The 26791-nt window shown below is 73.3% G+C and carries 21 protein-coding genes; 8 read left to right on the top strand and 13 right to left on the bottom strand.

Annotation, left to right across the window (positions count from 1 at the left end; genetic code table 11):
- Positions 1–2 precede the first annotated feature (2 nt).
- Positions 3–1325: a glycosyltransferase gene (locus ACGFH8_RS15620; protein WP_393367478.1), complete on the top strand. Its 1323-nt coding sequence runs from the start codon at positions 3–5 to the stop codon at positions 1323–1325.
- Here ACGFH8_RS15620 and ACGFH8_RS15625 read toward each other — a convergent pair.
- The gene (locus tag ACGFH8_RS15625) at positions 1241–2476 is read right to left on the bottom strand and encodes a glycosyltransferase family 4 protein (RefSeq protein WP_393367480.1); all 1236 of its coding nucleotides are present in this window, start codon (positions 2474–2476) and stop codon (positions 1241–1243) included. The two genes, ACGFH8_RS15620 and ACGFH8_RS15625, sit on opposite strands and share 85 nt — an antisense overlap.
- A 208-nt stretch (positions 2477–2684) precedes the next feature.
- Here ACGFH8_RS15625 and ACGFH8_RS15630 point away from each other — a divergent pair, with 208 nt between their 5' ends.
- Genes ACGFH8_RS15630 through ACGFH8_RS15640 form a run of 3 tightly spaced genes read left to right on the top strand, consistent with a single transcriptional unit; the run spans position 2685 to position 6446 of the window.
- The gene (locus ACGFH8_RS15630; protein ID WP_393367482.1) at positions 2685–3629 is read left to right on the top strand and encodes an NAD-dependent epimerase/dehydratase family protein; all 945 of its coding nucleotides are present in this window, start codon (positions 2685–2687) and stop codon (positions 3627–3629) included.
- Positions 3630–3637: 8 nt separating this feature from the next.
- The gene (locus ACGFH8_RS15635; protein ID WP_393367483.1) at positions 3638–5044 is read left to right on the top strand and encodes a lipopolysaccharide biosynthesis protein; all 1407 of its coding nucleotides are present in this window, start codon (positions 3638–3640) and stop codon (positions 5042–5044) included.
- A complete protein-coding gene (locus tag ACGFH8_RS15640) occupies positions 5034–6446 on the top strand; it encodes a glycosyl transferase family 1 (protein ID WP_393367485.1) in 1413 nt (470 codons plus the stop codon). Before ACGFH8_RS15635 ends, ACGFH8_RS15640 begins: the two co-directional genes overlap by 11 nt.
- Before the next feature lie 6 nt (positions 6447–6452).
- On the opposite strand, the gene ACGFH8_RS15645 is transcribed toward ACGFH8_RS15640, so the two are convergent.
- Positions 6453–7841 carry an O-antigen ligase family protein gene (locus tag ACGFH8_RS15645; RefSeq protein ID WP_393367487.1) on the bottom strand — a complete coding sequence of 463 codons (1389 nt, stop codon included), beginning with the start codon at positions 7839–7841 and terminating at the stop codon, positions 6453–6455.
- A gap of 264 nt (positions 7842–8105) precedes the next feature.
- On the opposite strand from ACGFH8_RS15645, the gene ACGFH8_RS15650 reads away from it, so the two are divergent.
- Genes ACGFH8_RS15650 through wecB form a run of 3 tightly spaced genes read left to right on the top strand, consistent with a single transcriptional unit; the run spans position 8106 to position 11411 of the window.
- A complete protein-coding gene (locus tag ACGFH8_RS15650; RefSeq protein ID WP_393367488.1) occupies positions 8106–9146 on the top strand; it encodes a polysaccharide biosynthesis protein in 1041 nt (346 codons plus the stop codon).
- The gene (locus tag ACGFH8_RS15655; protein WP_393367490.1) at positions 9140–10264 is read left to right on the top strand and encodes an NAD-dependent epimerase/dehydratase family protein; all 1125 of its coding nucleotides are present in this window, start codon (positions 9140–9142) and stop codon (positions 10262–10264) included. Before ACGFH8_RS15650 ends, ACGFH8_RS15655 begins: the two co-directional genes overlap by 7 nt.
- 22 nt (positions 10265–10286) lie before the next feature.
- Complete coding sequence (gene wecB / locus ACGFH8_RS15660; RefSeq protein WP_393367492.1) at positions 10287–11411, top strand: non-hydrolyzing UDP-N-acetylglucosamine 2-epimerase; 1125 nt, start codon at positions 10287–10289, stop codon at positions 11409–11411.
- 60 nt (positions 11412–11471) lie between these two features.
- Here the strand turns inward: wecB and ACGFH8_RS15665 are convergent, their stop codons facing one another.
- The 7 genes from ACGFH8_RS15665 to ACGFH8_RS15695 all read right to left on the bottom strand — a co-directional run bounded on the left by ACGFH8_RS15665 (position 11472) and on the right by ACGFH8_RS15695 (position 20188).
- Positions 11472–12674 carry a glycosyltransferase gene (locus ACGFH8_RS15665; protein WP_393367493.1) on the bottom strand — a complete coding sequence of 401 codons (1203 nt, stop codon included), beginning with the start codon at positions 12672–12674 and terminating at the stop codon, positions 11472–11474.
- Positions 12671–13318 carry a NeuD/PglB/VioB family sugar acetyltransferase gene (locus ACGFH8_RS15670; RefSeq protein ID WP_393367495.1) on the bottom strand — a complete coding sequence of 216 codons (648 nt, stop codon included), beginning with the start codon at positions 13316–13318 and terminating at the stop codon, positions 12671–12673. The genes ACGFH8_RS15665 and ACGFH8_RS15670 overlap by 4 nt, the downstream gene beginning before the upstream one ends.
- Complete coding sequence (locus ACGFH8_RS15675; protein ID WP_393367497.1) at positions 13315–13968, bottom strand: sugar transferase; 654 nt, start codon at positions 13966–13968, stop codon at positions 13315–13317. The genes ACGFH8_RS15670 and ACGFH8_RS15675 overlap by 4 nt, the downstream gene beginning before the upstream one ends.
- A complete protein-coding gene (locus tag ACGFH8_RS15680; RefSeq protein WP_393367499.1) occupies positions 13965–15122 on the bottom strand; it encodes a DegT/DnrJ/EryC1/StrS family aminotransferase in 1158 nt (385 codons plus the stop codon). The genes ACGFH8_RS15675 and ACGFH8_RS15680 overlap by 4 nt, the downstream gene beginning before the upstream one ends.
- Positions 15123–15371: 249 nt before the next feature.
- On the bottom strand, positions 15372–15830 hold the full coding sequence (locus ACGFH8_RS15685) for a hypothetical protein (RefSeq protein WP_393367500.1): 459 nt from the start codon (positions 15828–15830) through the stop codon (positions 15372–15374).
- 23 nt (positions 15831–15853) lie between these two features.
- Positions 15854–16738 (bottom strand): aminoglycoside phosphotransferase family protein, encoded by an 885-nt coding sequence (locus tag ACGFH8_RS15690; protein WP_393367960.1) that lies wholly within the window; start codon positions 16736–16738, stop codon positions 15854–15856.
- Between the two features lie 858 nt (positions 16739–17596).
- Complete coding sequence (locus ACGFH8_RS15695; protein WP_393367502.1) at positions 17597–20188, bottom strand: Tex family protein; 2592 nt, start codon at positions 20186–20188, stop codon at positions 17597–17599.
- Between the two features lie 154 nt (positions 20189–20342).
- Here ACGFH8_RS15695 and ACGFH8_RS15700 point away from each other — a divergent pair, with 154 nt between their 5' ends.
- Positions 20343–21854 (top strand): deoxyguanosinetriphosphate triphosphohydrolase family protein, encoded by a 1512-nt coding sequence (locus ACGFH8_RS15700; protein ID WP_393367504.1) that lies wholly within the window; start codon positions 20343–20345, stop codon positions 21852–21854.
- Positions 21855–21867: 13 nt separating this feature from the next.
- Here the strand turns inward: ACGFH8_RS15700 and ACGFH8_RS15705 are convergent, their stop codons facing one another.
- The 4 genes from ACGFH8_RS15705 to ACGFH8_RS15720 all read right to left on the bottom strand — a co-directional run bounded on the left by ACGFH8_RS15705 (position 21868) and on the right by ACGFH8_RS15720 (position 26574).
- Positions 21868–23028 carry an MBL fold metallo-hydrolase gene (locus ACGFH8_RS15705; RefSeq protein ID WP_393367505.1) on the bottom strand — a complete coding sequence of 387 codons (1161 nt, stop codon included), beginning with the start codon at positions 23026–23028 and terminating at the stop codon, positions 21868–21870.
- Positions 23029–23317: 289 nt separating this feature from the next.
- Positions 23318–24331: a serine hydrolase gene (locus ACGFH8_RS15710; RefSeq protein ID WP_393367507.1), complete on the bottom strand. Its 1014-nt coding sequence runs from the start codon at positions 24329–24331 to the stop codon at positions 23318–23320.
- Between the two features lie 111 nt (positions 24332–24442).
- A complete protein-coding gene (locus tag ACGFH8_RS15715) occupies positions 24443–25393 on the bottom strand; it encodes an SDR family NAD(P)-dependent oxidoreductase (RefSeq protein ID WP_393367509.1) in 951 nt (316 codons plus the stop codon).
- On the bottom strand, positions 25390–26574 hold the full coding sequence (locus ACGFH8_RS15720; protein WP_393367511.1) for a zinc-dependent alcohol dehydrogenase: 1185 nt from the start codon (positions 26572–26574) through the stop codon (positions 25390–25392). The genes ACGFH8_RS15715 and ACGFH8_RS15720 overlap by 4 nt, the downstream gene beginning before the upstream one ends.
- Between the last annotated feature and the right edge of the window lie 217 nt (positions 26575–26791).

Consider the following 26791-nt stretch of genomic DNA (forward strand, 5'->3'; position numbering starts at 1 on the left):
CGGTGGCGCAGCGACCCGGCCCGCGAGTCACCCTGCTGGGCTTCACGGTGCCGGACGACGTGCTCGCCGAGATCACCGCCCGGGACACCATCATGCCCACCCAGACGCACACCTTCGCGTGGGGCCTGGTGCGGAGCCTGCGGGCCGCCGACTGTCCGGTGCACCTGCTCTCCGCGGCGCCGGTGTCCACCTGGCCGGGCAACAGGCAGGTCCGCTTCCGTGCGGGGCGGTTCCGACAGGACGACGTGGACGGGCAGCTGCTGGCGTTCGTCAACCTGCTCGGCCTCAAGCACCTCACCCGGTTCGTGGCCGCCTGGCGTACCGGCGGTCGGGCGCTGCGCGAGCGGGACGCCGAGGTGCTGCTGGTGCACGGCGTGCACTCGCCGTTCCTCTGGTTCGGTGTGCTGCGGGCCCGCAGCCGCGGCGTCCACGTGGTGCCGGTGCTCACCGACCCGCCGGGTGTCGCGCTGCCCACCGACGGTCGGCTGGTCCGGCTGCTGCGCGGGCTCGACGTCGCGCTGGTCCGGGCCGCCCTCGCCCGCTGCTCGGGGGTGATCGCGCTGACCGCCGCGCTCGCCGAGGACTTCGCGCCCGGCCGGCCCCGGTTGGTGCTGGAGGGCATCTGTTCCGCCGACCCGCCGGAGCTACCGGTGGTGCCGCCGCCGGGTCCGCCCGGTCCGACCAGGGACATCGTGTACGCGGGGGGCCTGAGCCGCGCCTACGGCGTCGACCGGCTGGTCGAGGCGTTCCGCGGGCTGCCCGGGAACGACCTGCGGCTGTGTGTGTACGGCCGGGGTGAGCTGGCGGGTTGGCTGCGCGACCAGGCCGCCCTGGATCGGCGCATCGTGCCCCCGGCGCTGCTGCCCCGGGCGGAGTTGCTGCCCCGGCTGGCCCGAGCGGCCGTGCTGGTGAACCCGCGCCCGGTGGAGCAGGACTTCGTCCGCTGGTCCTTCCCGTCGAAGATCATCGAGTACCTCGCCGCCGGGGTGCCGGTGGTGAGCACCCGACTGCCCGGCATTCCCGGGGACTACGCGCCGTGGCTGTCCTTCGCCGAGCCGGACACCGCCGACGGGCTGCGTACCGCCGTGGGTCGGGTGTTGGCCCTGCCCACGGACGAGGCCCGGGCGCTGGGCGCCGGCGGGGCCCGCTTCGTGCGGGAGACGCGTAACCCGGGCGCACAGGGGCGCCGCGTGCGCGACTTCCTCGCCGGCCTGGTCGGGCCGCCCGACGGGCAGGCCCCTCAACCCCGGCCGCGCGCCGCGGCCTTGCTGAGCAGGTCCTCGATCTGGTCGACGCCGACCCGCAACGACATCCGGTCCAGGTAGAGCTGACGACCCCGCCGGCCCATCGCCGCCCGCTGCTCGGGCGACACCTGGGCCGCGGCGGTGAACTGGTCGGCCAACGCCCGCCAGTCGTCCGGCGGGCAGACCAGGCCCGCCTCGCCCGCGCTGACCAACCGGGCGGCGTCGCCGTCGGCCGACATCAGCACCGGCGCGCCGCAGGCCAGCGCGGCCTGCAACTTCGAGGGCACCGTCCCGCGCAGCCACGGCAGGTCGCGCAGCATGACCAACTGGTAGTCGGCGGCGGCGTACAGCTCGGCCATCTCGGCGGCCGGGCGGCGACCGACGAACCGCACGTTGTCCGCGCCCAGCTCGTCGGCGAGCCGACGGGCCTGTTCCGCGCCCAGCCCGGTGCCGACGAAGACCAGGTCCACCGCGTCCGGCGCCGCCGCGGCCGCGCGGATGGCGACGTCGACGCCCTGCAACACACCCAGGTTGCCGGCGAACATCACCGTCACCCGCCCCCGGTGCCCGATCGTCGCCCGCGCCGAGTCGGTGCCGGGCACCGGCCGGAACAGCGCCTCGTCGGTCCAGTTGAACACCGTCCGCACCGCGTCCGGGTCGACACCCCGCTCGATCACCTGCTCCGCCATGGCGGGCGCGATCACCGCGATGCCGGCGCAGGCGCGGTAGATCCGGCGCATCGTGCCGACCAGGACCCGTTCCATGGCCCGCCCGGCCAGCCCCGGTGGGGCCATCCCGGACGCCGTCACCGACTCCGGCCACAGGTCCTGCACGTGCAGCACCGTCGGGACGCCACGCAGCAGCCGCAGCAGACCGGCGGCGGCGTACGCGGTGGGTGGCGGGTGGTAGACGTAGAGCGCGTCGACGCCGCGCAGGTGACGCGGGGCCGCCAGGGTGCTGGTGGTGGCGAAGGAGAGATAGCTCGCCGCCCGGCGCAGGCCGGAACGGTCGTGACTCGGGTACGCGGGCACCCGGCGAACGGTCACCCCGCGATCGGTGGCCCGGTGGTTCCAGCGCTGCCGCCAGCCCGGGTAGGTCCGCCCCAGCGGCAGGCTCGGAAAGGTGGTCAGCACCCGCACCTCGTGGCCGCGTCGGGCCAGCTCCGTGGCCAGTTGACCAGGCACGAAGGCGCTCTCCGGCGGATACCACTGACTGATCAGTCCGATTCGCATGTGCCCGGCACTCCCGTCGACGTCAACTCGTCCCACCTGGGCAGACAACTGGCGGAAGGGAATGAAGGACACGCGTGGAGGCGTCCGATTCGCGTGACTTGTGCGAACAGCGCTCGTTGTCACACACGTGGCCGCAGTGCGACCGCTGCCACTGCCGGGCGGGCATCGCACCGCCGGTCGCCCGGGCCGAACCGAACGGGGAGACGCGTTGAAGGTAGTCGTGACAGGTGGCGCCGGGTTCATCGGCGCCAACCTGGTACGGGCGCTCGACAAGACACCCCAGGTGACCGACGTCGTGGTCGTCGACGACCTCTCCACCGGCCTGCTGGACAACCTGCACGACCAGCCCGTCCGGCTGCACCGGGGCACCGTGCTCGACCCGGACCTGCTGGACGAGACGTTCACCGGCGCGGCCACCGTGGTGCACCTGGGCGCCCTCGGCTCCGTGCCGCGCTCCATCGACCGGCCGCTGCCCAGCCACCACGCCAACGCCACCGGGACGCTGATGGTGCTGGAGGCCGCTCGCCGGCACCACGTCCCGCAGGTGATCCTCGCGTCCTCGTCGTCGGTCTACGGCGCGAACCCGGTGCTGCCCCGCCAGGAGGAGCTGCGCCCCATCCCGGTCTCCCCGTACGCGGTCTCCAAGTTGGCCGCCGAGGCGTACGCGGTCGCCTACGCCGCCTGCTACGACATGGGCGTGCTGCCGTTCCGCTTCTTCAACGTCTACGGCCCCCGGCAGGCCGCGCACCACGCGTACGCCGCGGTGCTGCCCCGCTTCGTCACCGCCGCGCTCGCCGGCGAGCCGCTCCGCGTGCACGGCGACGGGCGGCAGGCCCGCGACTTCACGTTCGTCGGCAGTGTCACCTCGGTGATCGTCGACGCCATCGTCCGTCGGGTGTCCACCACCGACGTGGTGAACCTGGCCTTCGGCGCGCGGATCTCCCTACTCGACCTGATCGCCGAGTTGGAGGACATCATGGGCCGGCCGCTGCCGGTCGTGCACGAGGCGCCACGCCCGGGCGACGTGCGGGACTCGCAGGCCGACTGCACCCGCCTGCGGGAGCTGTTCCCCGGGGTGCGACCGGTGCCGTTGCGCACCGGCCTGGAGCGCACGGTGTCCTGGATGGCGGGTCACGCGCTCGCGAGTCAGTAGGGCCGTCGATGACGTCCGGGGTCGTCGAGCGGACCACGCGCGCCCGTCCACCGGGCGCGCACCGTCGCCACCCCGACCGGGGTCGCCGGCTGCTCTCCGGGGTCGCGACGGCGCTGCTCAGCCGGGCGGTGGGGCTCGTCGTGCCGATCGTCCTGGTGCCGGTGACGCTGCCCTACTTCGGCAACGACCTGTACGGCCTGTGGATGGCGGTGGCCGCGCTCGCCGGCATGGCGGCCTTCGCCGACCTGGGGCTGGGCAGCGGGCTGATGACGAAGCTCGCCCCCTGCTACGCGCACGGCGACACCGCGCGGGCCCGTCGCTACATCTCCAGCGCGTACCTGACCCTGTCGGGGCTCGCGCTCACCCTCACCGCCCTGCTCTGGATCTTCGCCGGAGCCGTGCCCTGGTCGGCGCTGTTCAACGTGACGGGTCAGGTCAGCCCGGAGCAGACCCGGATGATCTCGCTGATCTGTCTCACCGCGTTCGCGCTCAACGTCCCACTCAGCCTGATCACCCGCGTCCAGTACGCCTACCAGCAGGTCGGCCGGAGCAACGTCTGGCAGACCGCGGGCAGTGTGGCCGCGCTCGGCGCGGTGCTCGGCGTGGTCTGGGCCGACTGGTCACCGATCCTGGTGGTCGCCCTGTCGGTGGCCGCGCCGCTGCTCGTCAACCTGCTCAACACGCTCTGGTTCTTCGGCCGTCAGGAGCCGCGGATCCGACCCACGCCGAGGGCCGTACAGGCCCGCGCCGCCCGGGAGCTGACCCGGCTCAGTGGGCTGTTCTTCGTGCTGACCGTGGTCATCTCGTTCGCCACGAACGCCGACACGCTGATCATCGCGCACGCGCTCGGCCTGTCCGCCGTCGCCGGATACGTGGTGCCCGCGAAGCTGCTGTCCCAACTCGGCCAGCTCGTCGTCCTGGTCAACGTGCCACTGTGGCCGGCCAACGGCGAGGCGTTGGCCCAGGGCCAGGTGGACTGGGTCCGCCGTACCACCCGCCGGATGACCGTGTTGTCGGTGCTCGCCGCCGGCCTGCCGGCCGCCGTGGTCGTCGCCTTCGGTGAGTGGCTCTTCGCGGCCTGGCTGCCGGTGCCGATGGGCGGCGACAGGTGGCTGCTGGCCGGGCTGGGCGTCTGGTGGCTGCTGCAGTCGGCGCTCTCGCCACGGTTCATGGTGCAGAACGCCGGCGGCGTCCTCGTCCCGCAGTTGCTCGGCTGGGGCGCGTTCCTGGTGCTGTCGGTGCTCGGCAAGTGGTACGCGGCCGACCGGATCGCCGTCGCCGCCGTGCCCTGGGTCGGCGCCGCCGGTTACGCGCTGACCGTCGTGCCGGCGGCGCTGTACGGATATCGCCGGACGCTGCGTCTGCACCGCGGCCCGGCCGTCGAGGGAGAAGTGGTGTCCGAACGTGCGCGCTGACGAGTATCCCCGCGTGCTGGTGGTGAGCGCGGCCGTGTTCGACCGCTCCACCGGCACCGGCATCACCCTGTCGAACCTGTTCACCGGCTGGCCGTCCGAGCGGCTCGCCCAGCTCTACGCCGAGGACCGCGCCCCGGGCCCGGACGCCGTCGGCACGTTCGCCCGGTTCGCGCCGCGCAACGCCCCGGTGGAGTACCACCTGTTCCGGCAGTGGGAACGCGTCCGCCGGCCGGTGCGGGCCGTGGTGCGCGGCGCGGCCGGTTCGCCAGGTGTGCCCGGTTCGGCAGGTGCGCCCGGTGCGACCGGCCCGGCGCGCGATCCCGGGCCCGGCCCGGTGCGTGCCCGGCTGCGCACCCAGCTCCGTGCCTTCGTCGACCTCAGCCCGGTCCGCGTGCCCGAAGACGTCCGCCGGTGGCTGCGGGAGCAGCGGCCGGACGTCATCTACACCACGCTCGGCAGCATCCGGATGATGCGCCTCGCCGTCGCCGCCGCGCAGGAGTGCCGGGTGCCCCTGGTGCCGCACTTCATGGACGACTGGCCGACCACGCTCTACGCCGGCGGTCAGGTGCTGGGGCTGCCCCGGCTCGCCGTCCGTGCCGGCTTCCGGGACGTCCTGCGGCACGCCTCCTACGGCATGGGGATCAGCCCGGCGATGGCGCGGGAGTTCGAACGCCGCTACCGGTTGCCGTTCGCCGCCTTCGGCAACTGCGTGGACGCCGCCGACTTCGCCGACCCCGACCGGCCCGCGCCGGACCGCCCGGCGGGCGCTCCGGTCGAGCTGGTCTACGTGGGCGGGTTGCACCTGGACCGGTGGCGCTCGCTGCGCCGCGTCGGCGAGGCCGTCGTTCGGTTGGCGGCCCAGGGGACGCCCGCCCGGCTGACCGTGCACGCCCCGGCGACCGACCTCGCGCGGTACGCCGGCGCGTTCACCGGGCTGCCCGCGGTGCGCCTGGGTCGATCCTTGGCCAGCGCCGAGGTCGCCGGTGCGCTGCGCCGTGCCGACGTGTTGGTGCACGTCGAGTCGTTCGCCGCCGAGCACCGCCGCTACACCCGCTACTCGCTGTCCACCAAGATCCCGCAGTACCTGGCGTCCGGCCGTCCGATCCTCGGGTTCGGCCCGGCCGAACTGGCCTCGATGGCGCACCTGGCGGCGGCCGACGCCGGCGCGGTGGTCGGCGACGACGACCCGGCGGCGCTGGTGGGCGCGCTCACCCCGCTCTGCGCCGACGCCGGGCTACGGGCTCGGCTCGGCTCTCGCGGGCTGGCGTACGCGGTGCGGCACCACCGCGCCGACCAGGTGGCGGCCCGCTTCGCCGAGGTGCTGCGGGAGGCGGCGACCCGTCCGACGAACCGCCCACCGGCGCCCCGGGCCGGGGCGCTCGCGGACGCGGACGCCGACTGACGCGCGTCAGCGGTAGCGGCTGGCCTGGACCGTGCCGCCGACGCTGGTGCCGGGCGGCGCGACCGGCTCCGGGCGCTGGCGGCGGGCGCGGGCGTGCCGGGGCGCCGCCGGCGGACCCCAGATCCCCGGCAGGACGGTGACCAGTGCCAGCACCAGCCAGAAGGCGAGCGACGTCTCCCACTGGCCGGTCAGCCAGATCGGCAGCATGACGCCTGTGAACGCGCAGGCCAGCAGCAGCCCGGCTCGGCCGGTACGGGCCGTGCCGACGAGCGCCGCGGCCATCGCGCCGAAGTAGAGCAGCACGCCGACCAGCCCCAGGTCGTTGCCGACGGTGAGCAGCAGGTTGTGCGGCCCGATCTCGTACGGGTTGGTGCTGATGAAGACCCCCGCGCCGGATCCGTTGAGCGGTGACTCCGACCAGGTCGACAGCGCGTAGGGCCAGATCGACAGTCGCCCGGAGATGTCGCCGGTGGGGCGTCCGTACAGGTTGTCGAGCCAGAGCAGCTCGGCCCGGGGTGCCAGCCCGAACGGCACCAGGACGACGAGCGCGGCGGCGAGCCCGGCGACGGTGACCCCGGTCAGTCGGGGCGCCACGCGGGCGGCCAGCGCGCCGCCGAGACCAGCCATGATGCCGATCGCCGCGCCGCGCGAGCCGGTGAGCAGCACGCCGTACCCGAGCAGCACGGCCAGGGCCAGCGGCGCGAGGCGCAGCACCGGCCGGTGCGCGCCGGCCGCGGCGAGCACCAGGGCCAGCACCACCCCGGCGGCCAGGGTGTACGCGGTGCCGTTCACCTCCCGGCCGTCGATGCCGTAGCGCTCGGCGAAGAGCAGCACCTGTCCCTGGGCGCGGGCGCCGGTGGCCACCTCGACGGCGACCACCGCGCAGCCGAGCAGGAAGGTCCAGCCGACCAGCAGCACGTCCCGGCGGCCCCGGACGACGTGTCGGCAGGCCACGAAGAGCAGGCTGACCGAGGCGTAGCGGTAGGCGGCGGGCCCGGTGATGTCGGCGTGGCTGGTCCAGAGCAGGCTGGCGACAGCCCAGCCAGCGGTGAGCAGCGCGACGGTGTCGACCGGCCGTAGCCGGGGCAACCGGCCGGTCAGCACGACGGCCAGCACGGCGAGGATCGCCACGTAGTTGAACGACCACCACGGTGGGCGGGCCACCAGGTAGGCGGCGACACACAGGACCAGCACGGCGGGCAGGCTGCCGGTGGGCGCGACGGGCGAGGGGCCGGGCGGCGCCGCGGGTCGCCGTCCGGGTGGGGCCAACGGGGCGGGCACCAGCCGTGCGCCAGCGGTGTGGTGGTGTCGCAGGGCGTGGGTCGGGTGGTGTCGCGGTGGCGCGTCGGCCAACGTGTGCGCCTCGCGCCCGTCTGGACAGGCTCGGCGAGGCACGGAACCGTTCTACCAGGTGCAGAGGTACGAAGTGGCCAAATCACTGCATACGCCGACATGTTTTCCGAGTGCCCTATAGCTCGTTTGGCCCGTTTGCCGCCCAAACACGTATCTGCTGCTGGGGCCTCTCGTTGACCCGGGTGCCGCATCCGGCGGGCTTCCGCCTGACCGCCGGAGACCGGCGCCCGCGCCACAGCGCGCAGCGCTGTGCCGCGCCGGGTCGACGGGTGAAACCCGCCCGTCGGGTGACGAACGGGAGAACCAATGAGCGTGAAGACCGCGGGCCGCCGGGTGCTGATCACCGGTGGGACCGGATCCTTCGGACAGACCATGGCCCGACGACTGCTCGACCGGGACGTCGCCGAGGTGCGGATCCTCAGCCGGGACGAGGCCAAGCAGGACGCCATGCGGCGGTCCATCGGGGACGGGCGGGTGCGCTACCACGTCGGCGACGTCCGGGACATCGACACGGTGCTGCGGGCCACGCGGGGCGTCGACTTCGTCTTCCACGCGGCGGCGCTCAAGCAGGTGCCGTCCTGCGAGTTCTTCCCCCTGGAGGCGGTCCGCACCAACATCCTCGGCAGCGGCAACGTGGTCGAGGCCGCCGCCCACAACGGCGTCAGCTCGGTCGTCGTGCTCAGCACCGACAAGGCCGTCTACCCGGTCAACGCGATGGGCATGAGCAAGGCGCTGATGGAGAAGGTCGCCCAGGCGTACGCCCGCAACAACCCGAACAGCGCCACCACCGTGTCCTGCGTCCGGTACGGCAACGTGATGTACTCGCGCGGCTCGGTGATCCCGCTCTTCATCGAGCAGATCAAGGCCGGCCGCGCGCCCACCGTCACCGACCCGGCCATGACCCGCTTCCTGATGTCGCTCGCCGACTCGGTCGACCTGGTCGAGCACGCCTTCCACCACGCCCGCCCCGGTGACGTGTTCATCCGCAAGGCCGCCGCCTGCACGATCAGCGACCTCGCCGAAGCCGTCTGCCAGCTGTTCGACGTGCCGTTCAAGCTGGACATCATCGGCGTACGACACAGCGAGAAGTCACACGAGACCCTCGCGAGCCGGGAGGAGCTGGCCCAGGCCGACGACTTCGGGGACTTCTACCGGGTGCCGTTGGACGCGCGGGACCTCAACTACGCGCTCTACGTCTCCGAGGGCGAGCTGGGCGAACGGCCCGGCGAGGACTTCAACTCGGCGAACGCCACCCGTCTCGGCGTACCCGATGTGGTGCGGCTGCTCAGGTCGCTGCCGGAGATCCGGGCGGAGCTGGCGCTGCGGGACCCGGTGCTGGCGTGCTGAGCCTCGCCGTCACCGGCGCGGGCGGTTTCCTCGGCTGGCACGTGCGGGTCCTGCTGCGCGCGCTCGGCTGGCCCGAACCTGTCGTGCTGACCCGTACCGATCTGGCCGACCCGGCGGTGGTCGCCCGCAGGATCGCCGGGGTGGACCGGGTGCTGCACCTGGCCGGGGTCAACCGGGGTGAGCCCGCCGACGTGGCCGCCGGAAACGTCCACCTCGCCGCCCAACTCGCCAACGGCCTGCGGGCCTGCCCGGACCCGCCCGCCCAGGTGGTCTTCGCCAACTCGGTGCAGGCCGGCAACGGCACCCCCTACGGCGACGCCAAGGCCACCGCCGCCGGCATCCTCGCCGAGACCGGCGTGCCCCTGGACGACCTGCTGCTGCCCAACCTGTACGGCGAGCACGGCCGACCCTGGTACAACTCGGCCGTCGCCACCTTCTGCCGGGTCCTCGCCGAGGGCGGCCAGCCGGAGGTGCACGCCGACCGACAGCTGGACCTGGTGCACGTCACCGACGCCGCCGCCCGACTGGTCGGCGTCGCCGCGGGCGGCTCCTGGGACCCGGCGCTGCCGGCACTGCGGATCGGGGTCCGTGACCTCGCCGACCAACTCGCCTCGTACGCCGGCATCTACCGCACCGGCGAGATCCCGCCGCTGCGCGACAGGCACGACGTGCGGCTGTTCAACACCTACCGGTCACACTGCTTCCCGGCGCACTACCCGTTGGCCCTGCCCAGCCGCGCCGACGCCCGCGGGGCGCTCGTCGAGACGGTCAAGGCGCACGGAGGAGCGGGGCAGACGTTCTGCTCCACCACCCGACCGGGGATCACCCGGGGCGAGCACTTCCACCTGGCCAAGGTGGAGCGGTTCGTGGTGCTGCGCGGCACCGCGGAGATCAGCCTGCGCCGCGTCGGCGACACCGACGTCGTCCGTTTTCCGGTGCGCGGTGACCAACCCGTGGTCGTCGACATGCCGACCATGTGGGCGCACAACATCACCAACACCGGCCCGGACGAGCTGCTCACCCTCTTCTGGACCAACGAGCTGTTCGACCCGGAACGGCCCGACACGTGGCCGGAGCCGGTCGGCGACGAACACCTGGTGCCGGTGGGCGCCCGGTGAGTGACGTACGGAGGGAGAGCACATGACCAGGGTGATGACGGTTGTCGGCACCCGTCCCGAGATCATCCGACTGTCCCGGGTGCTCAGCCGGTTGGACGACACCGTCGACCACGTGCTCGTGCACACCGGGCAGAACTGGGACACGACCCTCTCCGACGTGTTCTTCAGCGAGCTGCGCCTGCGCGAACCGGACCGGTTCCTGCGCGTCGACACCACCTCGCTGGGCCGGGTGCTCGGCGGCGTCCTGGTCGGCATGGAGGCGGCGATCGCCGAGCTGCGGCCGGACGCGCTGCTCGTGCTCGGCGACACCAACAGCTGCATCGCGGCACTGATGGCCCGGCGCATGCGGGTGCCGGTCTACCACATGGAGGCCGGCAACCGGTGCTTCGACCTCAACGTGCCGGAGGAGACGAACCGGCGACTCGTCGACCACGTCGCTGACTTCAACCTGGTCTACACCGAACACGCCAGGCGTAACCTGCTCGCCGAGGGCCTGCACCCGCGCCGGATCCTGCACACCGGCTCACCGATGCGGGAGGTGCTGGAGCACTACCGGGCACCGATCGCCAGCTCGACGATCCTTCGGCAGCTGGAGCTGGACGAAGGCGGGTACTTCCTGGTCAGCGCACACCGGGAGGAGAACGTGGACCGGCCCGACCGGCTGCGACGGCTGCTGGACTGCCTGGTCGCGGTCCGCGACCGCTGGGGCTACCCGGTGCTGGTCTCCACCCACCCGCGCACCCGCAAGCGGCTGGAGGCGCTCGCCCCGGACGCCACCGCGCTGGACGGCATCGCCTTCCACGACCCGTTCGGTCTGCTCGACTACGTCCACCTGCAGACGAAGGCGTTCTGCACCCTGTCCGACAGCGGGACGATAAGCGAGGAGGCTGCCATCCTCGGCTTCCCCGCGGTGACCCTGCGCGAGTCCATCGAACGCCCCGAGGCGCTCGACGCGGGCGGGATCATCATGACCGGTCTCGACCCGCGGGGAGTGGTCGAGGCGGTCGAGGTGACGGTGGCGCAGGTCGCCGCGGACGGCGTGCCCTGCCCGGCCGACTACCAGGTGCCGGACACCTCACGGCGGGTGGTCGACTTCATCCTCTCCACCGTGCGCCGGCACCACGACTGGGCCGGCATCCGGCACTGAGCCGCCACCGTGGGCGGTCGGTGGTCCGGCGGGACCGGCCACCGGCCGCCGGCGGTGTGCTCAACGCCGCCGGCCCGCCACGTCCTCGACGATGTCCGCCACCTCGGCCGCCGCCCGCAGGTCGTCGAAGGACGTCAGGATGTGCCGGCGGGCCAACCGGCCGCACAGGCCGAGCCGGCCCGCGACCCAACCCTGGTACGCCGAGTCGAGCGCCGCCACCAGGGCCGCCGGATCACCGGGCGGGACGACCCAGCCGGAACGCTCGGTCACCGCCTCGGGCAGACCACCGGCAGCGCTGACGATGCTGGGCACACCCATCGCGCCAGCCTGGACCGCCGCGCCCGGCCCGTCGCCGAGTGACGGGGACACGCTGACGTCCGCGGCGGCGTAACAGGGCCGCACGTCTGCGACCGACTCCACCCAGGTGATCCCGGGGTCGCCGGCGACGCCGAAGCGTTCACCGAGCCGCCGCCGGTAGTCCTCACCGGCAGCCGTCCAGCCGCCACCGACGAGCAGCAGGTGCGCGTCCGGGTGCCGGCGACGGAACGTCCGCCAGGCGGCCAGGAGCACCTCGTGGCCCTTGACCCCCCGACCCGCGTGGATGAACCACCTCGGTGGGTAGACGTGCGCGACCATCACCGCCAGGAATGCGCCCTGGTCGATGCCCAACTCGGCGCGCAGCTTGGCCCGCTGGTCCGGGCCCGTGGCGTCCGGGCTGAACGCGTCGGTGTCCACCCCGTACACCGCGACCGGGCGACGCTGCGGCGGACACCCCAACTCGCCGTACCGGGCCGAGGCGTACCGGCAGCCGCAGATCAGCACGTCGTCAAGCCGCCACAGCAACCGCTCCACCGAGCGGACCAACCGAGATTCCAGGTACGCCGGGTTGGCCACCATGTGTACGCGGCGTACCGGCAGGCCCAGCGTGGCCAGTCGCACCGCGTACGCCGAGGCGATCAGGTGGTACTGCACCACGTCCGGGCGCAGCCGGCGTAACAGCGCGCGCAGCAGCAGGAGCCCGATGGGCGCGCGGCCCAGTGTGAAGTCGTACGGGGAGCTGAGCACGTCGACGCCGCGGCGCTCCAACTCGTCGGTGAGCCGGCCGGCCCCCTGCGGCAGCACGACTGTCACCTCGTGCCCCCGGTGCCGCAACTCCTCGACCTGCGGCAGCAGCCACATCCCGCCGGTGTTGGTCTTGACGAGCACCGCGATCCGGAGCTGGCGGACGCCGAGTGGCCGGTGCGCGCGGGGACCGACGCTCACCGGGCCGGAACTCCCTTGACCACCGCGCCGGCGGGTACGTCCCGGACCACGCAGGCGCCGGCGCCGACGGTGGCGCCCGCGCCGACCCGCAACCTCTGCAACACCACGGCACCGGCCCCGATCAGCACCCCGTCACCAAGCTGGCAGTCGCCGGAGACCGCCCCCAACGGGTTGACCGACACGTGGTCGCCAAGCGCGCAGTCGTGCGCCACCGCGCTGTTCTGATTGAGGTGCACGTGCCGACCGAGCGTGACGTTCGTGGTGACCCGGGCGCCGGGAAACACGATCAGGCCTTCGCCGTAGACGGTGTCCGGGCCGACCGTGGCGTCCGGGTGCACAAGCACCGCCGCCGGCAGCCGGTACGCGGTGAGCCGCTGGTCCACCGATCGCCGGGCGGCCGGATCCCCGATGCCCAGCGCCAGGTGTGTGCCGGCGGGCTGCTCGCCCAGACGGGCGGTGCCGCCGAGGTAGGGCACCTCCAGCCGCCGCACCCGCTTCAGGTTGACCTCGCTGGGCCTGTCGTCGACGAAGCCGAGGACCCGCCACACCGGGCCGCCGGTGGCGGCGGCGTTGACGGCCCGGACGATGCCGAGCACCTCCCGGCCGTGCCCGCCGCAGCCGACGATGACGAGGTCCAGGCTCACCGGCGGCCCTCTACCGGCCCGCGACCGCCGGCGGTGGCCAGCTCGGCCGGGCCGAGGAACTCGTGTGCGGTGGCCGCACCGGCCGCGGTGATCCCCTCCCGGAGCAGGACGGTGCGTACCGTGCGCAGCAGGATCCGCAGGTCCAGGCCGAGCGAGCGGTGCCGCACGTAGCGCACGTCGAGGGCGAAGCGCTCATCCCAGCTCAGCGCGTTGCGCCCGTACACCTGTTGGAGACCTGTGATGCCCGGCCGCACGTCGTGCCGGCGGAGCTGCTCCGGGCTGTAGCGGCTCAGGTACGCGGGCAGCAGCGGACGCGGCCCGACCAGGCTCATCTCGCCGCGCAGCACGTTCCACAGTTGGGGCAACTCGTCGAGGCTCGTCGTCCGCAACCACCTGCCGAACGTGGTGAGTCGGACGCCGTCGTTGGCGGGCGCCTCGTCCTCGCCGCCGACGGTCATCGAACGGAACTTGACCAGGTGGAACAGCCGGCCGTGCCGACCCGGGCGGGCCTGCCGGAACAGCACGGGCCGGCCCATGGTGACCAGGACCGCCAGCGCCACCACGGCGAGCACCGGGCTCGCCAGCAGCAGGCCGATGGCGGCCAGGGCCACGTCCAGCACTCGTTTGACGACGTCGTAGGGCCGGTTCATCGGTGTCCGTCCAGAAACTCGGTGATCGCGGCGAGCACGCGCTCGACCTGGTCGTCGGTGAGGGCGGAGCCGCTGGGCAGGGACAGGCTGGTGGCGAAGAGGCTGTCGGCGGCGCCGGTCTGGGCGACCTGGCGGTCGGCGTACACCGGTTGGCGGTGCATCGGTTTCCACATCGGGCGGCACTCCACGCCGTGGCCGGCCAGGTGCTCGGCGAGGTGGCCGGGCTGCCAGCCGGTCCGCTCCGGTTCGACCACGACGGAGGTCAGCCAACAGTTCGAGCCGGGGTCACCGGCGCCGAGGATCCGGGTGCCGGGCACGCCGCCGAAGAGCCCGGCGTACCTGTCGCGCAGGACCCGCCGCCGGGCGATCATGTCGTCCAGTCGGGTGAGCTGGGCACGGCCGAGCGCGGCAAGCAACGTGCTGAGCCGGTAGTTGTAGCCCACGTCGCGGTGCTCGTAGTGCGACACCGGCTCGCGGGCCTGGGTGGCCAGGTGCCGGGCTCGGGTGACGAGCGCGGGGTCGTCGGAGACGAGCATCCCGCCACCCGTGGTGGTCATCACCTTGTTGTGACTGAACGAGTAGATCCCGACCCGGCCGAACGTGCCGGCACACCGCCCCCGGTAGGTCGAACCGAGCGCCTGCGCCGCGTCCTCCACCACCGGGACGCCGACGGCCGCGCAGAGTGGCAACAGCCGGTCGTAGTCGGCGCACCGGCCGTTGATGTCCACGCTCAGCACGGCGGCGACCCGTCGGCCCTCGTCGACGAGACGACCGAGCAGGTCGGCGAGCAGGTCGACGTCGAGATTGCCGGTGGACGCGTCGCAGTCCACGAAGACCGGTTCGGCGCCGGTGTAGGTGACCGCGTTGGCGGTGGCGGCGAACGTGAGCGTGGGTACCACCACCACCGTCTCCGGCCCCGCGCCGACGGCGAGCAGCGCCAGGTGCAGGGCGGCGGTGCCGGAGGAGAGCCCCAGCGCGTGGCCGACGCCGACCCGTGCGGCGAGTTCCCGTTCGAACGCGCCCAGCTCCGGCCCGTCCGGGTCGAAGCGCCCGGCCCGGATGGCTCGCAGCAGGTAGGACTCCTCCACCTCACCCACGTCCGGCGGGGACAGGAAGACCGGGTCGGCCACGCCTGGGCCGCCGCTGCGCGCCACGGGCGGACGGTGGTGGATCAGATCCACGGGCGGCGCCTCCGATCGGACGATAGGGAAGACCACAGTGGTTGTATCAGCCGGTATGGCACCTCGCGAGTGTTTTGGCCGACAACGCCGCGATTCCACCCGATCGGTCCTCGCGTCCGGCTCGCCCCGGGCACGGCCCGGCAGAGTGCCGCCGGCCGCGCTGGCGAGATGTCCACACCAGGGAGAACGAGCGCCGCACCCGTGGGTGATTGGCTGGGCTGCTTACCCTCGCGGGGCGGCGGGCCCGCTCGTGGAACCCGTCCCGCCGTCCAGCAGCCGGGTGAGCAACGTCCGCAACGGGATCGACTCGCCGTCGCGGCCTCCCGCGCCGACGACCAACGGCGCCGCGCTGGGCTGCGGGTCGACGCCGAAAAGCCGGGCCCGCACGCCGCCGGGCACCGTCAACAGGTGGAACCGGCCGGCCACGTCCACCGCGCGGGTTTCGGCCCGGTCGACGTACCAGCCGGTCAGCCCTGTCCGGTAGCGTCCCCGCCCGTCGTAACCCCGGGCCACCAGCCGGGTGGTGGGCAGCCCCCGACGGGTCGCCTCGGCCACGAACCAGGCCACCAACTCGGCCGCCTCCGCCTGCTCGGCGGCCCGTCGCCGCGCGTCCGCGTCGGCGTGTGCCCGCACCGCGTGCCGCTGCCGCTCCCGCCACTCGCGGCCGTCGCCCTCACCCACGAGCCGACGGTACGCGACCCGACTCAGTCGAGTACGGCCAGCAGGGTCTGCCGGGCGATCCCGGCCATCACCGGGTTGGTGTCGACGTAGTACGGCAGCGCGTTGATCGCCTGCTCCAGGGCCCAGCCGCGCCCCCGCTCCCAGGTGGCGTCGTCCACGCCCAACGCCCGCCGGTACGTCTCCCGCGACCCGGCGTCCAACAGGTTCCACGCCGGCATCAGATCCACCGCGGGATCGCCGATCTTCACCGACTCCAGGTCGATGACCGCGGCCAGCCGGCCGTCGCGAACCAGCAGGTTGCCCGGCATCAGGTCGGCGTGGATCCACACGTCGGCCGGGTCGTCCCGGCGCGCGTCGCGGCACCTGTCCCACACCTCGGCGAGCGCCGCGGTGTCGGTGAGGTCGCCGCTGACGGCGAGGGCGGCCCGGACGTCGGCATCCCGCTCCACGAGCGGTCCGCCCCGACCGAACCCCGGCCAGGACCGTCCGCCGGTGTCGATGCCGCGCAGGGCGACCACGACAGCGGCCAGGTCACGGGCGAAGACGTCCGGGTCGCCGATCCGGTCGGGCTGGGCCGTCTCGCCGGGGATGAACCGGTACGCCGTCCACGACCCGGGGTACCCGTCGCCCGGCGCGCCGAGGGCGAGCGGTTCGGGCACCGCGACCGGCAGATGCGCGGCGAGCAGCACGGCGTGTTCCTGCTCCTGCCGCAGCGTGTCGTGCAGCAGGGGATCGGCGCCGGGCCGCAACGGAAACCGCAGCACGATCTCCGGGCCGAGCCGGAACAGGGTGTTCACGGTGCCGGCCGAACGGAGGGGGCGCACCGGCAACCCTCGCCAGCGCGGAAACTGTTCGGCCACCAGCGCGGCAACCACGTCCGCGCTCACGTCCACCTGGTCGGCATGCATCCGCACCGCGAGATCATCACCCAGACCCCGCGGCTGGGCGACCCAATTTCCCGCCCGCCGCCCGCCGCCCGCCGCCCGCTGCCCGCTGCCCGCTGCCCGCCGCGTGCCCGCTGCCCGCTGCCCGCTGCCCGCCGCCCGCCGCGTGCCTGCTGCCCGCTGCCCGCTGCCCGCCGCCCGCCGCGTGCCTGCTGCCCGCGCGTCTGCTGCCCGCGTGCCTGTTGCCGGCGCGTCTGTTGCCCGTGCGCCTGCTGCCCGCGCGTCTGCTGCCCGCGCGTCTGCTGCCCGCGTGCCTGTTGCCGGCGCGTCTGTTGCCCGTGCGCCTGCTGCCCGCGCGTCTGCTGCCCGCGCGCCCGCCGCCTGCCTGCCGCCCGCCCCTGGCTGGCTCAGTCACGGATGGCCGCGCTCAGACCCCGACCCTCGAATGTGCCCTGTCGAGCTGCCCCAGATCTGGGGCGTGCTCGCCTGGAATCGCCGACAACTCCAGATCTTGGACACTTTCCGTTAGCGCGCGCTAACGGAAAGTGTCCAAGATCTATACCGAAACCGGCGTCCTTACGGGCGCGCGGGTGGGTGGGTCAGGCGGCGGTCGTTCGAGGAGCGGGTGTCGGACACCAGCCGGGCCGCGGCGGGGAACGCTGCGGTCACCGCGCGCCCCGCCCCGCTGGTGGGGCAGGTCGACAGTGTCCGCCGGTGGCCCGACGAGTCGGTCACCTGACGTCCCGCCCCGCCCCACCGGTGGGGCAGGTCGACAGTGTCCGCCGGTGGCCCGACGAGTCGGTCACCGCGCGTCTCGCCCCGCCCCGCGCCGAAACTGACCACCCCCGCCGAGCATCCCGTCGCCTCCTCGCGCCAGATGGATCAGGCCAACCCGGCGCGGCGCAGGGCCTCCGCCATCGCGTCGTTGGCCGGCGCCGGTGCGCCCTGCCGCTGCTGCCCGCCCCGTGCGCCCTGTCCGCCGCGCCCGCTCTGTCCGCCGGACCCGCCTTGTCCGCCGGACCCGCCCTGTCCGCCGCGCCCGCCTTGTCCGCCGGACCCGTCCTGTCCGCCTTGTCCGCCGGATCCGCCCGACCTGCCCTGTCCGCCGGACCTGCCGCCACCGCCGGACCCACCCTGGCCGCCCCCGGCGCCGCCGCGACCGTCCTGCCCGCCGCGACCGTCCGGCCCGCCGCGACCGTCCGGCCCGCCGCGTCCACCCTGCGGTCCGCGCTGCGCCGGGCCGCCGCGGCCCTCCTGACTCGTCCGGCCACCACCACCGGCGGCGGCCGGGTCGTCCTCCAGGCGCAGGGTCAGTGAGATCCGCTTACGGGGTACGTCCACGTCGAGCACCCGGACCTTGACCACGTCGCCGGACTTGACCACCTCGCGGGGGTCCTTCACGAAGGTCCGGGACATCGCGGAGACGTGCACCAACCCGTCCTGGTGCACCCCGACGTCGACGAACGCGCCGAACGCGGCCACGTTCGTGACCACACCCTCCAGCACCATGCCCGACGTCAGGTCGCTGATCTTCTCCACGCCCTCGACGAAGGTGGCGGTGCGGAACTCCGGGCGGGGATCCCGGCCCGGCTTCTCCAACTCGGCGAGGATGTCGGTGACGGTGGGCAGGCCGAACCTGTCGTCGACGAAGTCGGTCGCCCGAAGCCCGCGCAGGATCGCGCTCCTGCCGATCACGGAGCGCAGGTCCTGCCCGGTGCTGGAGAGGATCCGGCGCACCACCGGGTACGCCTCGGGGTGCACGCTGGAGGAGTCCAGCGGGTCGTCGCCGTCGGGGATGCGCAGGAAGCCGGCGCACTGCTCGAACGCCTTCGGCCCGAGCCGCGCCACCTTCTTCAGCTCGGTACGCGAGCGGAACGGCCCGTTGGCGTCCCGGTGCAGCACGATGTTCTCGGCCAGGCCGGCGCCGATTCCGGAGACCCGGGTCAGCAGCGGCGCGGAGGCGGTGTTGACGTCCACCCCGACCGCGTTGACGCAGTCCTCCACGACCGCGTCCAGCGACCGGGACAGCTTCACCTCGGACAGGTCGTGCTGGTACTGGCCGACGCCGATGGAGCGTGGGTCGATCTTGACCAGCTCGGCGAGCGGATCCTGGAGGCGGCGGGCGATGGACACCGCCCCGCGCAGCGACACGTCCATCCCCGGCAGCTCCTGCGAGGCGTACGCGGAGGCGGAGTAGACCGACGCGCCGGCCTCGGAGACCATCACCTTCGTCAGGTTGAGCTGCGGGTACCGCTTGATCAGGTCGCCGGCCAGTTTGTCGGTCTCCCGCGAGGCGGTGCCGTTGCCGATCGCGATCAGCTCCACCCCGTGCGCCCCGGCCAGCCGGGCCAGGGTCTCGACCGACGCGTCCCACTGCCGACGCGGCTCGTGCGGATAGATGGTGTCGGTGGCGAGCACCTTGCCGGTGGCGTCCACCACGGCCACCTTCACACCGGTCCGCAGACCCGGGTCCAGGCCCATCGTCGGGCGGGTGCCGGCCGGAGCGGCGAGCAGCAGGTCCCGCAGGTTGGTGGCGAAGACGCGTACCGCCTCCTCCTCGGCCGCCTGCCACAGCCGCATCCGCAGGTCCGCGCCGAGGTGGATGAGGATCCGGGTTCGCCACGCCCAGCGGACCGTGTCGGTCAGCCAGCGGTCGGCGGGGCGGCCCGCGTCGGACACCCCGAACCGGCCGGCGATGGCCGCCTCGTACCGGGTCGGGCCGGTCGGTACGGCGTCCGCCTCGCCCGCCTCCTCCGACTCCATGGTCAGGTCGAGCATGCCCTCCTTCTCGCCCCGGAACATGGCGAGGATGCGGTGCGAGGGCAGCTTCGGGTACGGCTCGGAGAAGTCGAAGTAGTCGGCGAACTTGGCGCCGGCCGCCTCCTGGCCCTCGCGTACCCGGGACACCAGACGGCCTCGCGACCACATCTGCTCGCGCAGCGTGCCGATCAGGTCGGCGTCCTCGGCGAAGGTCTCGATCAGGATGGCGCGCGCGCCCTCCAGCGCGGCGGCGGCGTCCGCGACGCCCTTGTCCGCGTCGACGAAGCCGGCGGCGGTGGCCCGCGGGTCCTGGGTGGGGTCGCCCAGCAGCGACTCGGCCAGCGGCGCGAGCCCGGCCTCCCGGGCGATCTGCGCCCGGGTCCGCCGCTTCGGCTTGTACGGCAGGTAGATGTCCTCCAGCCGGGACTTCGAGTCGGCCGCCATGATCTGCGCTTCCAGCGCCTCGTCCAACTTGCCCTGACCGCGGATCGACTCCAGCACCGCCGCCCGCCGCTCGTCCAGCTCGCGCAGATAGCGCAGCCGCTCCTCCAGGGTGCGCAGCTGGGTGTCGTCGAGCAGGCCGGTGGCCTCCTTGCGGTAACGGGCGATGAACGGCACGGTGGCGCCGCCGTCGAGCAGCTCCACGGCCGCCCGCACCTGACGCTCGGCCACGCCGAGCTCGTCGGCGATCCGCTGATGAACAGACTGGGTCACGATCTCGATCCGCCTTCGGGAGTGGGTACGCCTGCATTCTGCCGGGCCGGCCGGGGCGCTGTCGCCGCGCCCGGCCGGGGCGGAGGACCGAACCGCCGTGCCCGGCCGGGCGACCCCCGGACGGCCCCGCCGGGCCTGCGCTAGCGTTGCGATCATGGAAACACCTGCGGAGCCGCGCGCACGCCGACTCTTCGGCGGCAGCGCCCGCGCCCTCGGCGACCTCGCCGCGGACCCGTTCCGCGCCGACCGGGACCGGATCGTCGGCTCGCCGTTCTTCGCCCGCCTGGGCGGCGTCACCCAGGTCATCAGCCCGGTCGGTTCGGGCCTGCTGGTGCACAACCGGCTCACCCACAGCCTCAAGGTCGCCCAGGTCGGCCGGTCGATCGCCGAGCGGCTGATGACCGACGAGCGCTCCCGTGACCTGCTGGACAGGCTCGGCGGCTGCGACCCCAACGTGGTGGAGGCCGCCGCGCTCGCCCACGACCTCGGCCACCCGCCGTTCGGGCACCTGGGGGAGCGGGTACTGGACCGGCTGGCCCGTCAACGCCTCGACCTCGCCGATGGGTTCGAGGGCAACGCCCAGTCGTACCGGATCGTCACCAGCACCGAGATCCGGGGCGCCGCCACCACCGGGTTGGACCTGACCGCCGCGGTCCGCGCCGCGATGCTGAAGTACCCGTGGACCCGGCTGGACCACCCCGATCCGCACCCGCGCACGATGGTCCCGCCGCCGCGCGGAGCCACGCCGCCGCCGGACGACCCGGAGAGCGGCTCGTCGAAGTTCGGCGCGTACCGCACCGAACTGGACGACCTGCGGCAGGCACGGGAGCCGTTCGCCGGCCGCATCCCGGACTGGCAGCAGACCGTGGAGGCGTCCGTGATGGACACCGCCGACGACATCGCGTACGCCATCCACGACGTGGAGGACTTCTACCGGGTCGGCGTGCTCCAGCAGGGGTCGGTCTCCGCCGAGCTGATGGCCTGGCAGCGCGAGAGCGGCCAACTCCGGGCGATCACCGACGCGGCGCTGGCCACCGCGGCGCGACGACCCGGTGCGGCGATCGAGCGGCTACGTCGGCAGTTGCACCGCAAGGACGCGTGGATCGCCGACGACGACGCCTTCGCCGCCGCTGTCGAGCACGTCCGCGAGGAACTGGTCGACGGGCTGCTGGCGATGCCGTTCGACGGCTCGATCGAGGCCGAGCAGTACGTGGCGCGGTTCTCCGCCCGCTGGTCCACCCGCTTCGTCGAGGCGATCACGGTCACCGACAAGCCGTCGGTGCGTTCCGGGCACGTGCTGCTGGGCTGCGCGCAGTGGCACGAGGTCCAGGTGCTCAAGTTCGTCCACCACCGCTTCGTGCTGGCCCGCCCGGATCTCGCCCTGCACCAGCGGGGCCAGGCCCGGCTGCTGGGCACCCTCGTCGAGGCGCTCTGGGAGTGGCTGCTCGACCCGGAGGAGGAGTCCCGGTTGCCCCGCCGGCTGCACGACCTGGTCGAGCTGGCCGAGGCGGAGCTGCACCCGCGTACCCCGGACCGGATCGGTCGGGCCCGGGGCCGGGCCATCGTGGATTTCGTCGCCCAGCTCACCGACGGTCAGGCGGTGGCCATGCTGGACGCGCTCTCCGGCCGGTCCGGCGCACTCTGGACCGACGCGTTCGTGCTCTGAGCGGCCGGCCCGCTCAGGCGACCGACTGCCACCAGCCGTCGACGGCGGGCGGCTCGTCGACCACCACCCGCTCGCCCGGGCGGGGCACGGCGAGCCGCACGTCGCGGGCCTTCGCCTCGGCCCACAGCCGGTCGACCGGCTCGGACCAGTCGTGCAGGGCCAGGTTGAACGTCGCCCAGTGCACCGGGACGAACAGGCCGCCGCGCAGGTCGAGGTGGGCGGTGACGGCCTCCTCGGGGAACATGTGGATCGTCGGCCAGGCACTGTCGTACGCGCCGATCTGCATGAGCGTCACGTCGAACGGGCCGTGCTCGGCGCCGATCTCCGCGTACCCGTCGAAGTAGCCGGAGTCGCCGGTGTAGAAGACCTTGCGGCGCGCCCCGGCCACCACCCAGGAACTCCAGAGCGTGCCGTCGCGGCGCAACCCCCGACCGGAGAAGTGCTGGGCGGCGGTGGCGGTGATCTCCAGGCCGGCCACCTGGTGCGACTCGGACCAGTCCAGCTCGATGATCCGCTCGGCGGGCACGCCCCAGCGGTCCAGGTGCGCGCCCACGCCGAGCGGCACCAGGAACGGCGCGGACTGCCCGGCCAGCAGCGCTCGCACGGTGGCCATGTCGAGGTGGTCGTAGTGGTCGTGCGAGATCAGGATGGCGTCCAGTGGGGGCAGCTCGTCGAGGCGTACCGGCGGCTCGTGCAGCCGGCGCGGGCCGACCAGGCCGGACGGCGAGCACCTGTCGCTCCAGACCGGGTCGAGCAGCACCCGCCGGCCCTCGATCTCGATCAGGGTCGAGGCGTGGCCGTACCAGACGATGGCGAGTTCGTCGGCGGTCTCCGGCGCGCTTGCGGACCCGGGCGGCACGGACGCGCTGGGGCGCAGCAGCGGCACGGGTGCGGTGGGACGCCGCTTCTGCTTGCCGAAGATCAGCTCGCGGAGCAGGTTGCGCCCCGGCTCGGTGACCATGGTGCGGGTGCCGGCCCGGTTGTGGAAGGTGCCCTCGCGGAACTGGGGCGAGCGGGCCGCCCGTTCGGCCCGGGCCCCGCTGAGCCGGCCACCGAGGGCCGCCGGCACATCCCGGGCGACCCAGGCCAGGCCGGCCAGCGCCGCAAGTCCCGCCGCTCCCCGCATCCGCCGACCGAGCGACCGTTCGACGTCCGTGCTCCGCGCTCGTGCCATTGCCGTCCCTCCGACGTGTCCGCCCTACACGGTAGTCACCCGCGCCGGAGTGTGCCTCGGCGGTCGCCACGCCGGGTCGGTCGCCAACAGCGGCGACCGACCCGGGATGGGGCGGAGAGTGCCCCAGGGCGTGTGTCAAAGCCTCTGGCCGGCCTGCGGCGGGCCCAGACGACGACCGGCCGCGTTGGAGATTGGTCCGGATACCGGTGTTGTATCCGGACCAATCTCCGCCTTGCCGGATCGCCGCCTGGACTCCGCCTCGGCTCGACCCAGGACTTTGACACGCGCCCTAGCCGCCGTTGCTGGGGCGGCGGGCGGTGATCCGGAACGTCTTGCCCACGCCCGCGATGCGGTCCACCGCGGCCAGGAACTTGGGGCCCATGGCGGCGCGGGCCTGCACCGCCGGGTGGGTCGCGCCGAAGTTGTCCGGGTCGGCCTGCCCGTCGGCGAAGAGCGCGTAGGTGAGCACCGCCACGCCGGAGCGGTCGAAGATCACGCCGGCCTCGTGCCGGGCGTCGGCGTACCAGCCGGCCTTGGTGGCGATCCGGGCCCGCTCGTCGGAGGACATGGTGCGCCGGATGCCGTCGGTGAACGCCACCGGGGAGCGCAGGATGCCCAGCAGGTACGTCGTCGAGGCGGGGGAGAGCAGCGTGCCGGCGACCAGCGCGCGCAGCAGGTCGTGCGTCTCCCGGGGGGTGCTGGTGCCGAGGAAGAACCGGTTCGGGTTGGCCACCGGCTGGACCTGGGTGTTCGGGAAGCCCTTGGCGACCAGGATGGAGTTGATCTCAGCGGCCGGAGCGACCAGGCCGCAGAGCCGGACCGCCGTGTCGTCCGAGACGGTCAGCAGGTTGGCCAGCACGTGCCCGATGGTCACCAGGCTCGGGTACGCGCCGTCCAGGCTGAAGATGCCGTCGCCGCCCGGCACGACGATCGCCGCGCTCACCTCGACCTGCTGGTCCAGGGTGAGCAGCCCCCGGTCGACCTTGTCGAGCACCGCCGTGGCAACCGCGATCTTGTTGACGCTGTACGCCTCGATCCGCCGGTCCGCGTCGGCCTGCACCGCGACCACCGGCGCACCGGCCGGGTCGGCGACGCTGACGTACGCCTGCCAGTTGCCACCGGCTTCGGTGCTGTGCCTGGTGAACACGGAGGCGACCCGCTGGGCGGCCCGGGCGGGCGTGGTCGGTGTGGTCTCGTTGGTGCTCGCCGGCGACGCGGCGCTCGCCGGCGACGCGGCGCCCAACACCGTCCCGGCGGTAGCCATCGTGCCCAGACCGAGTGCCGTTCTGCGATTCAGTCGCATGGTCGATCGTCTCCCCCATAGTGGAGCGCCAGAGCGCTTGCTGGCCCACCACCCTAGGCGAGTTGATCGACGCACGACGACTCCAAACTGTCGCAAACACTCCCGAACAGATCAGCCGAGCCGTCGGCGCAGCGCGGCCCCCACCGCGCTCGCCGGCCCCGCCACGAGTTGCCGCAGGTCGGGCAGGTGACCGCCGCGTACGGCCTCGCCGGCCGGGTTCGGGGTGAAGACCGAGCCGTCGTGGGCGACGGTCGGCCGTCCACTGAGGCCCATCGCCCGCATCAGCGGTCCGACCAACACGTCGTAGACCCCCGGCAGTACGGTGAAGCCGGCCCGCAGCAGCACGTTGAGCCGGCCCACGGAGATCTCCCGGCGGGGCCGGTCCACACAGTCCACGATGGCACGAGCCACCCGCTGCGGGCTGGCGATCGGCGGTGGGGGCCGGCCGATCCGGCCCAGATAGTTGGCCGCCTGCTGGTATACGGGCGTGTCCACGCTGCCCGGGTTGACCAGGCACAGCCGGACCTGCGGGCTGTCGCGCAACTCCTGCTGCACCGTCCGGACCAGACCCTGCAACCCCCACTTGCTCGCCACGTACGCGCTCATGTACGGCGCCGTGATGTGCCCGAGCACCGAGCCGGTGAGGATGACCGTGCCGGCCCCGGCGGCCCGGAAGTGCCGCAGCGCCACCCGGACCGAGCCGGCGGCGCCGAGCAGATCGGTCCGTACCACCTGGTCGAAGACCCGTTCGGGTAACTCGTCGAAGCGCCCGTAGGCCATCACCGCGGCCGTGTGCACCCAGACGTCGATCCGGCCGAACCGGTCGAGCGCCGCGTCCGCCAGCGCCTCCAACGCGCCCGGCACGGTGACGTCGGTCGGCACGGTCAGCACATCGACGTCGGCGCACTCCGCGCGTACCTCGGCGCACTCCGCGCGTACCTCGACCAGGGTGGTGGTCGCACGGGCGGCGAGGACGAGGCGGTCGCCGCGCTCGGCGAACGCCCGGGCTGTCGCCCGGCCGATTCCGCTGCTCGCGCCGACGACCACCACCACCCGACTCACGGTTCGAGCACGACCTTGATGCAGCCGTCCTCCTTCTTCTGGAACATCTCGTACGCCTGCGGGGCACGAACCAGCGGCACCCGGTGGGTACGCAGGTCCTCGACGCCCAGCGGGTCGTCGTCACCGGCGAGCAGCGGCAGGATCTCGTCGGTCCACCGACGCACGTGACACTGCCCCATCCGCAGTTGGATGCCCCGATCGAACATCTCCATCAGCGGCATCGGGTCCACCTCACCGCCGTACACGCCGGAGATCGACACGGTGCCGCCGCGCCGGACCGCCTTGACGGCGGCATGCAGAACCGACAGCCGATCCAGGGCGCCCTTGTCGGTCATCACCTGCGCCAGCTTGTCCGGCAGCAGCCCGACGGCGGCGTGGGCCAACTTGCCCCCCGGGGAACCGTGCGCCTCCATCCCGACCGCGTCGATCACCGCGTCCGGGCCGCGCCCGTCGACCAGGTCGATGAGCGCGCCCGGCACGTCGGACAGCTCACGGACGTCGAGCACCTCGATGCCGTGCCGACGGGCCAACTCCAGCCGCTCCGGCACCAGATCCAACCCGATCACCCGGCCGGCTCCGAGGTGGCGGCCGATCCGGGCGCAGAACTGCCCGACCGGGCCCAACCCGAAGACGGCAAGGGTGCCGCCGGGTGGAGTGTCCGCGTACTTCACGGCCTGCCACGCGGTGGGCAGGATGTCGGACAGGTAGAGGTACCGCTCGTCCGCGCCAGTCTCCGGGATCTTGATCGGCCCGAAGTGGGCCTGCGGGACACGCAGGTACTCGGCCTGCCCACCGGGCACCGAACCGTAGAGCGAGGTGTAACCGAACAACGCCGCACCCTTGCCCTCGCTGGTGACCTGGGTGGTCTCGCACTGGGCGTAGAGCTGGCGTTGGCACATCCAGCAACTCCCGCAGGAGATGTTGAACGGCACCACCACCCGGTCGCCCGGCTTGAGCCCGGTCACCCCCGACCCGACCTCCTGGACGATGCCCATCGGTTCGTGGCCCAGGACGTCACCGGGCTTGAGGTACGGCCCGAGCACCTCGTACAGGTGCAGGTCGGAACCACAGATCGCAGTCGACGTGATCTTCACGATCGCGTCGGTCGGCTCCTCGATCCGCGGATCCGGCACCTCCTCGACCCGTACGTCCCGCTTGCCCTGCCAGGTCAACGCCTTCATGACTGGTTACCTCCCCTTGGTCGCTGCCTGACTGCTACCCGGGAGAGAGGAGTTGAACCGGCCGCGCCCGAGGGGCAGGGTTCGAGGGGCGTTGGCGCTGGCGGTCCTGTTGGCCCTGGTGTCGGGTGTGCCGGTGGTCTTGGTGGTCGGTGGTCTTGGTGGTCGGTGGTCCGTGGTTGGTGGTCGGTGGTTGCGGTCAGGGCTGGGGGCGACCGTG

This window comes from Micromonospora sp. NPDC049175 (genome assembly GCF_043197345.1).
Classification (GTDB): domain Bacteria; phylum Actinomycetota; class Actinomycetes; order Mycobacteriales; family Micromonosporaceae; genus Micromonospora.

Bases quoted from the DNA above. Each gene is read 5' to 3' on its own strand.
- ACGFH8_RS15675 (WP_393367497.1), bottom strand. From the start codon at position 13,968: ATGAACCGGCCCTACGACGTCGTCAAACGAGTGCTGGACGTGGCCCTG.
- ACGFH8_RS15700 (WP_393367504.1), top strand. From the start codon at position 20,343: ATGGAAACACCTGCGGAGCCGCGCGCACGCCGACTCTTCGGCGGCAGC.
- ACGFH8_RS15635 (WP_393367483.1), top strand. From the start codon at position 3,638: ATGACGTCCGGGGTCGTCGAGCGGACCACGCGCGCCCGTCCACCGGGC.
- ACGFH8_RS15710 (WP_393367507.1), bottom strand. From the start codon at position 24,331: ATGCGACTGAATCGCAGAACGGCACTCGGTCTGGGCACGATGGCTACC.
- ACGFH8_RS15705 (WP_393367505.1), bottom strand. From the start codon at position 23,028: ATGGCACGAGCGCGGAGCACGGACGTCGAACGGTCGCTCGGTCGGCGG.
- wecB (WP_393367492.1), top strand. From the start codon at position 10,287: ATGACCAGGGTGATGACGGTTGTCGGCACCCGTCCCGAGATCATCCGA.
- ACGFH8_RS15720 (WP_393367511.1), bottom strand. From the start codon at position 26,574: ATGAAGGCGTTGACCTGGCAGGGCAAGCGGGACGTACGGGTCGAGGAG.
- ACGFH8_RS15650 (WP_393367488.1), top strand. From the start codon at position 8,106: ATGAGCGTGAAGACCGCGGGCCGCCGGGTGCTGATCACCGGTGGGACC.
- ACGFH8_RS15690 (WP_393367960.1), bottom strand. From the start codon at position 16,738: ATGCATGCCGACCAGGTGGACGTGAGCGCGGACGTGGTTGCCGCGCTG.
- ACGFH8_RS15625 (WP_393367480.1), bottom strand. From the start codon at position 2,476: ATGCGAATCGGACTGATCAGTCAGTGGTATCCGCCGGAGAGCGCCTTC.